General features: G+C 73.6%; 6 protein-coding genes. 2 read left to right on the top strand and 4 right to left on the bottom strand.

Translation table 11 applies throughout. The features are described 5' to 3' along the window. Together E1182_RS28575 and E1182_RS28570 are read right to left on the bottom strand one after the other, a co-directional pair. A partial coding sequence (locus E1182_RS28575) for a serine/threonine-protein kinase (protein ID WP_132270837.1) occupies window positions 1-1702 on the bottom strand: 1702 nt, incomplete at its 3' end. 63 nt (window positions 1703-1765) lie between these two features. After that, window positions 1766-1954 (bottom strand): hypothetical protein, encoded by a 189-nt coding sequence (locus tag E1182_RS28570; RefSeq protein ID WP_132270839.1) that lies wholly within the window; start codon window positions 1952-1954, stop codon window positions 1766-1768. Between the two features lie 223 nt (window positions 1955-2177). On the opposite strand from E1182_RS28570, the gene E1182_RS28565 reads away from it, so the two are divergent. Continuing rightward, a complete protein-coding gene (locus E1182_RS28565) occupies window positions 2178-2378 on the top strand; it encodes a hypothetical protein (protein WP_132270836.1) in 201 nt (66 codons plus the stop codon). Continuing rightward, window positions 2378-3175, top strand: coding sequence for a site-2 protease family protein (locus E1182_RS28560; protein WP_132270835.1), 798 nt, complete (start codon window positions 2378-2380; stop codon window positions 3173-3175). The genes E1182_RS28565 and E1182_RS28560 overlap by 1 nt, the downstream gene beginning before the upstream one ends. A 261-nt stretch (window positions 3176-3436) precedes the next feature. On the opposite strand, the gene E1182_RS28555 is transcribed toward E1182_RS28560, so the two are convergent. After that, window positions 3437-4435, bottom strand: a complete 999-nt coding sequence (locus E1182_RS28555; protein ID WP_132270834.1) for an aldo/keto reductase family protein — start codon at window positions 4433-4435, stop codon at window positions 3437-3439. 26 nt (window positions 4436-4461) lie between these two features. After that, window positions 4462-6174 carry a WG repeat-containing protein gene (locus E1182_RS28550; RefSeq protein ID WP_243706473.1) on the bottom strand — a complete coding sequence of 571 codons (1713 nt, stop codon included), beginning with the start codon at window positions 6172-6174 and terminating at the stop codon, window positions 4462-4464. Window positions 6175-6179: the final 5 nt, after the last annotated feature.

Raw genomic sequence — 6179 nt, 5'->3', positions numbered from 1 at the left:
GATTCGTCCTCGGCGGGCTCGTGGTGCGGGGCGGGTCGGACGGCGGCGGGTTGCTGGCGCTCACCCCCGGCTCGGGTGCCGGCCGGTTCCCCGGTGGCGATCCCGGTGGCGATCCCGGTCCCGCTCCTGGTCCCGGTTCCCGGGAGCCGGTCGGGACGGCGCCGCCGGCTCCCGGGGTCGACCAGCCGGGCAGCGTGCCGCCGCTCGGCCCGGGCCTGCCGTTGTTCGTGACCGCAGCGGCCGGGCCGGGTAGCGCCGACCCGGCCGCCGACCCTCCCGCGGTCGGCTCCGGTCCGCCCTGGCCGGGGGTGTCCGGCGGCAGCGCCAGGATCAGGCCGACACCGGCCAGCACCGCGGCCGCGACGCCGGCCGCGCCGGCCACGGCCAACCGCCGACGCCGGGACCGGCCACCGGCCGGCGTGGTCGGCCGCGAACTGTTTCCCGGTACGCCCACCCGGTCCGCCGGGGCCGCCGGGCGGTCATTCGTCGGTGCCGCCGGTGAGGCTGCCGCGCGCTGGTCGACTGCGGCCGCCCGGCCGTCCGCCGAATCCGTCGGTGATCCGGCCGGTCCGTCGCCGGTCGGCGCTGGCGGGCGGTCGCCCGACGGCGCCACCGGGGCGGCGATGCCGCCGCTCGGGTCGGCTGGCGGAGCCCCGGCTGCGCCAGCCGTTAATTTCGACGGCGGGGACGGAGGCTCGCCGCCGGCCGGGTCCGCCGGTCGATCATCGGTCGGAGCCGCTGACGGGTCCGCCGCTCGGTCGGCGGCCGGCGCCGACCAGGACGGTGATGCCGAGCCGTCACCCGGCGGCGGCCACGGTGGCGGCGGGGGCAGGGCCTGCCCCGGCGACCGTGGGCCGGGCAGGGCCGGGCGCACCGCCGGCGCCGCGGCGCCGGCCGCCTCGGCCATCGCGGCCGCGGTGGGGAAGCGGTCGCCGGGGCTCTTGGCGAGGGCGCGTTCGACGACGGCGGCGACCGGTGGGGGGATGTCCGGGGACAGTGGCGGCGGCGGTTCCTGGGCGTGCTGCAACGCCACCTGCAACAGCGTCGTCCCGACGAAGGGTGGCTGGCCGGTCAGGCAGTGGTATGCCACCGCGCCGAGCGCGTAGACGTCCGTCGCCGGCGACACAGGCTGGTGGTTGACCTGCTCGGGCGACATGTAGGAGGCGCTGCCCAGCACCATGTGACTGGCGGTCAGCCCCAACGACGCCGCGGACCGGGCGATGCCGAAGTCGACCAGGACGATGGTGCCGTCGGGTTTGACCAGGAGGTTGCCGGGTTTGACGTCGCGGTGGACGATGCCGGCGGTGTGGGCGACGTGTAGTGCGGTGGCGGCTTGCGCGACGGCGGACATGGTGGTGGTGGGGTCGAGTCGGCCGGCGCGGCGGATCCAGGCGTGCAGGGGTTCGCCGTTGACGTATTCCATGACCAGGTAGCTGATCCGGTTGCCGTCGGGCAGTGTGGTGGAGCCGAAGTCGTGGACGGCGACGATGCCGGGGTGGCGTAGGGCGGCCAGCATGCGGGCTTCGGCGTGGAAGCGGGTGGTGAACTCGGGGTCGTCGACGAGTGTGGGCAGCAGTATCTTGACGGCTACCTCGCGGTCGAGGAGGGTGTCCACGCATCGCCAGACGGTGCCCATGCCACCGGTCGCCACCCGTTCGCTCAGCCGGTACCGATCGCTGAGCGCCAGTCCCTTAGTCAACACCGCGCCACCGTACCGGTGCGGAACGCGAACCTGCGACGGTGCCGCGCCGATCGCGACGGAGGGTTACCGGGGGGAACGATATCGATAGTCGTTCGGGTTGAGCGCCGCCGGTTTCGGGTCCTCCTGCCAGGCGCCCTCGCCCGGGCGGGCGACGAGGGCGTCCAGCAGTTCCTCGCGGTCCATGTGCTCGGCTCCCTCGATGCCACCCCGGATCGCCATCTGCCGCAGATCGTCCGTGTCCTTCTCGTGCATCCGCTCCACCGTCGCCTCCTTTGTTCCGCGGCGGGTCCGAGCACCGCCGCTGCCGCCCTGCCCATACCCCGACAGACGCCGGGAAACCCTGCAACCCGTGGCCTGCCGCCCCAGGCAGGTGGTGGCGCTGCGCCGGGTGAGCAACAGCCGTTGTCCGGGCCGGCCGACTACGCTTGCGGGGATCCGTCCCCGGGGACGGCACAGCGGCGAGGGGAGACGCGGCATGGCGTGGAGCTGGCGGTACGAGGGCACGGACGGTACGGCGGTCGAGGGGCCGGCGGAGTCGTTCAGCAGTCAGGCGGACGCCGAGTCGTGGATCGGCCAGACCTGGCGGGAACTCGCGGCGTCCGGCGTCACCTCGGTCGCGCTCGTCGAGGACGACCGGGTGGAGTACCGGATGAGCCTGCTGCCGACGGCGGAGTGATGGGGTACGACCGCCCCGGGGAGCCGCTGGTCCTCGGGGTGCCCCGGGCGGCGTTCCGGCCCAGTCCGGTCTTCCTCGCCCTGGTCGCGCTCTTCGTGGCCAGCGGGGTGATGGCCTGGAACGGGTTCGGCAACGTCCGGTTCGACGTCTTCCTCTTCGTCGTCTCGGGCTGGCTGGTCTCGCTCTGCCTGCACGAGTACGCCCACGCGGTGGTGGCGTACCGGGCCGGCGACCGGGACATCGCCCACCGCGGCTACCTGACGTTGAACCCGCTGAAGTACACCCACCCGTTGCTGTCGATCGTGCTGCCCGTGGTGGTGGTGCTGCTCGGCGGCATCGGTCTGCCCGGTGGCGCGGTGTGGGTGGACCGGCACGCCATTCCGGGCCGGGTACGCCACACCCTGGTCAGCCTCGCCGGCCCGGCCACCAACGTGCTGTTCACGCTGGTGCTGGTGGCGGCGCTGCGCATCGGGTCCGGCGTGTTCGGCGGGCCGGTGGAGTTCTGGGCCGGGCTGGCACTGCTGGCCTTCCTCCAGCTCACCGCGAGCCTGCTCAACCTGCTGCCGATACCCGGCCTGGACGGCGGCAACATGATTCAGCCCTGGCTGAACCCGCAGTGGCGGCGGATGTACGACCTGTTCGCCCCGTTCGGCTTCATTCTGCTCTTCGCGCTGCTGTGGAATCCGCGCATCGGGGGTTGGTTCTTCGACGCGGTCTTCGCCCTCGGTGACGCGCTGGGCCTGCCGAGCTGGCTCTACGGCCTGGGGCTGGAACTGATCCGCTTCTGGCAGGGCTGACCGCGACAGCCGACTGCCGCGTCGGCCGCCGCACGTCCGCGACACCGTCCCCGGCCCTCGGGGGTGAGGGTCGAGGACCTACAGACCTGATCGCACTGACGGATCGGCGGCGCGGGGCCGATCCATCAGTGCGATCAGGTCTGTAGCGGCCCACACTGCCTTTATCGGCCCCCAGGCCGGCCGCGCTGCCCACCGTGAGGCGGGCGTACCCGGAGAAAAGGGTCGGGCCGGCGCGGAGCCCGCGCCGGCCCGGGGAAGGCGTCAGGGCCGCTGGGCCGGGCTCTCGGTCTTCGCCGCGTCGCGCTCGGTGACCGGCTCGACGATCTCGTCGATCGCCTTCAACAGTTCGACGTCGAGCGTCACACCGGCCGCCTTGACGTTGTCGTGCACCTGCTCGGGCCGGGACGCCCCGACGATCGCCGAGGAGACGTTCGGGTTCTGCAACACCCAGGCGATGGCCAGCTGCGGCATGGTCAGCCCCGCCTGCTCCGCGAGCGGCTTGAGCCGCTGCACCCGGGAGAGCACCTCGTCGGTCAGCCACGCCCTGATGAAGTTGGCGCCGGATTTCTCGTCGGTGGCCCGGGACCCGGCCGGCGGCGGCTGACCCGGCAGGTACTTGCCGGAGAGCACGCCCTGCGCCATCGGCGACCAGACGATCTGCCCCACACCCAACTCCTCGCTGGTGGGCACGACCTCGGTCTCGATGACCCGCCACAGCATCGAGTACTGCGGCTGGTTGGACACCAACGGGATGCGCAGCTCGCGGGCGAGGCCGTGCGCCTCGCGGATCTGGGACGCCTTCCACTCGGAGACGCCGATGTAGTGCGCCTTACCCGAGTGCACGACGTCGGCGAAGGCCTCCATCGTCTCCTCCAGCGGCGTGCTGTAGTCGTACCGGTGGGCCTGGTAGAGGTCCACGTAGTCGGTGCGCAACCGGCGCAGCGAGCCGTTGATCGATTCCATGATGTGCTTGCGGGACAGGCCCCGGTCGTTGCGGCCCGGACCGGTCGGCCAGTAGACCTTCGTGAAGATCTCCAGCCCTTCCCGGCGCTCGCCGGCCAGAGCCTTGCCGAGGACCTCCTCGGCCCGGGTGCCGGCGTACACGTCGGCGGTGTCGAAGGTGGTGATGCCGGTGTCCAGGGCGGCCCGCACACAGGCCAGCGCCGCCTCCTCCTCGACCTGGGAGCCGTGGGTGATCCAGTTGCCGTACGAGATCTCACTGACCATCAGGCCCGAGCGACCTAGGTGTCGGAATTCCATCCCCCGACCCTAGCCCGGTGGAACCGTCAGAGCACCGGACGGGTGTCGGCCAGCAGCAGGTCGATCTCGGCCAGCACGGCGTCCCGGCCCGGGTGCACCGGGTCGATCAGCGGCCCGCCACGCCGATCCAGCGCCCCCCATCGGCCGGCGCGGTCGGTGGCCAGGAACGCCACCGGGTGGATCATCAACTGCGGGTGGGCGGGCGCGACGAGCAGGTTCCCCGCCCGGTCCACCACGCCACGCAGACCACCGGCCTCCACCACGGCCAGCCCTTCGTCGGTGAAGCCCTCCACCGGCCGGCCGTCCGCGAGCATGGTCCGGAACGCCTGGTAACGGGGTGGCACGACCAGCCGGCCGCGCCGGTCGACCGCACCCCACACCCCGCCCCGGCGCACCGCTGCCACGCCACTGCGGAACGGCCGGACCTCCTCGAAGCCGCCGGAGGCCACCTCGGTTCCGTCCGGCTCGATCGCGGTCCAGTCCGCGCCGCCGCGAGAGACCCAGGCCAGTCCGTCGGAGAAGGCCCGCACCGCGGCGTAGCCGGGGGCGATCACCGTGGTTCCGGCCTCGTCGATCAACTCCCAGCCGCTGGCGTCGGGGCGGCGTACCCAGGCCACGCCCTCGCAGAAGGGCTGCGCCTCGGCGTACCGGTAGTCGATGACCAGTTCGCCGTCGACGTCCGCGTAACCCCACCGGTCCGGGCCGCTGTCCCGGGTCGGCACCGGGGAGCGGCGCCCGCGCAGCACCTCCTGCCGGCTACGGGGGTACGGCCCGAAGCCGCCGTTGGCGACGGCCCGGGCGTGCACCGCGTCCAGGGAGATCATGATCCGCTCGGTCAGCTCCGGGTCGTCGACCCGGCGCAGGTCCAGCGCCCGTTCGAAGTGTGCGCACGCCTCCATCAGCCGGCCCTGGTCGTAGCAGGACCGGCCCGCGTGCTCGTGCATCGCCGCCCGTAGCCGGTCCGGCAACTCCGCCGAGTTGGCCTCGGCGAAGAGGCGGTCCGCCTCGGCGTGCTCGCCCCGGCGGCGGAGCACCTCGGCCAGTCGGGCCCGGGCCAGCGCGGTGCGGCGCAGTTCCCCGGTCGCCTCGGCGTAGGTGAGGGCGAGCCGGCCGTCGGCGAGCGCGTCGTCCAGGTCGTCGACGATCCGGGAGACGACGGCGCGCAGGCTCAGCAGCCGGGCGCGGGCCCGGTTGTCCAGGGAGACCGCGAGTTTCTCGGTGAGCCGTCGCCGCAGCGCCCGCAACTCGTCCGGGTCGTCCACGGTTTCGCGCAGCGTCTCCGGGTCGAGCCGCCACTGGTACGCGGCCAGCAGTTGCTCCGGGTCGCCGTGCGTCACCGGATCCTCGGTCCCGGGTGCCGGCGGGAGAGCCGGCTGGTCAGTGCCGGCCGACGTCCCGGCGTCGGTCGTGTCGCGGCCCGGCCCGACACCGGGTTCGGCCGCCGGCGGTGCCGCGCGCTCCGTGTCCCTCGGTTCTTCCACGGCGACGACCGGTGGTGCGGAGACCGGCACCGGTGGTGCGGGGGTCGGCTGGTCGAGTGGCGTGATGGCCTGCTCGGGCGAGTCGGCGGCAGGCACCTCCGCGACGGGCGCCGCCTGGGCCGGCGCGGCCTCCATCGCCGGCTTCGGCTCGACCGTCGGCTTGGCCTGCGGGGCGGGTGTGGGTTCGACCGTCGGTGTGGGCACGGACCGTACGACGATCGGCAGTGTCCCCGACGGTGAGACGACGGGGGACGGCACCGGGG

The organism is Micromonospora sp. KC721 (genome assembly GCF_004348355.1).
In the GTDB taxonomy this organism is placed as follows: Bacteria; Actinomycetota; Actinomycetes; order Mycobacteriales; family Micromonosporaceae; genus Micromonospora.
Note: the sequence above shows the minus strand (reverse complement) of the source record. Positions and strands in the feature narration are given on the sequence as shown.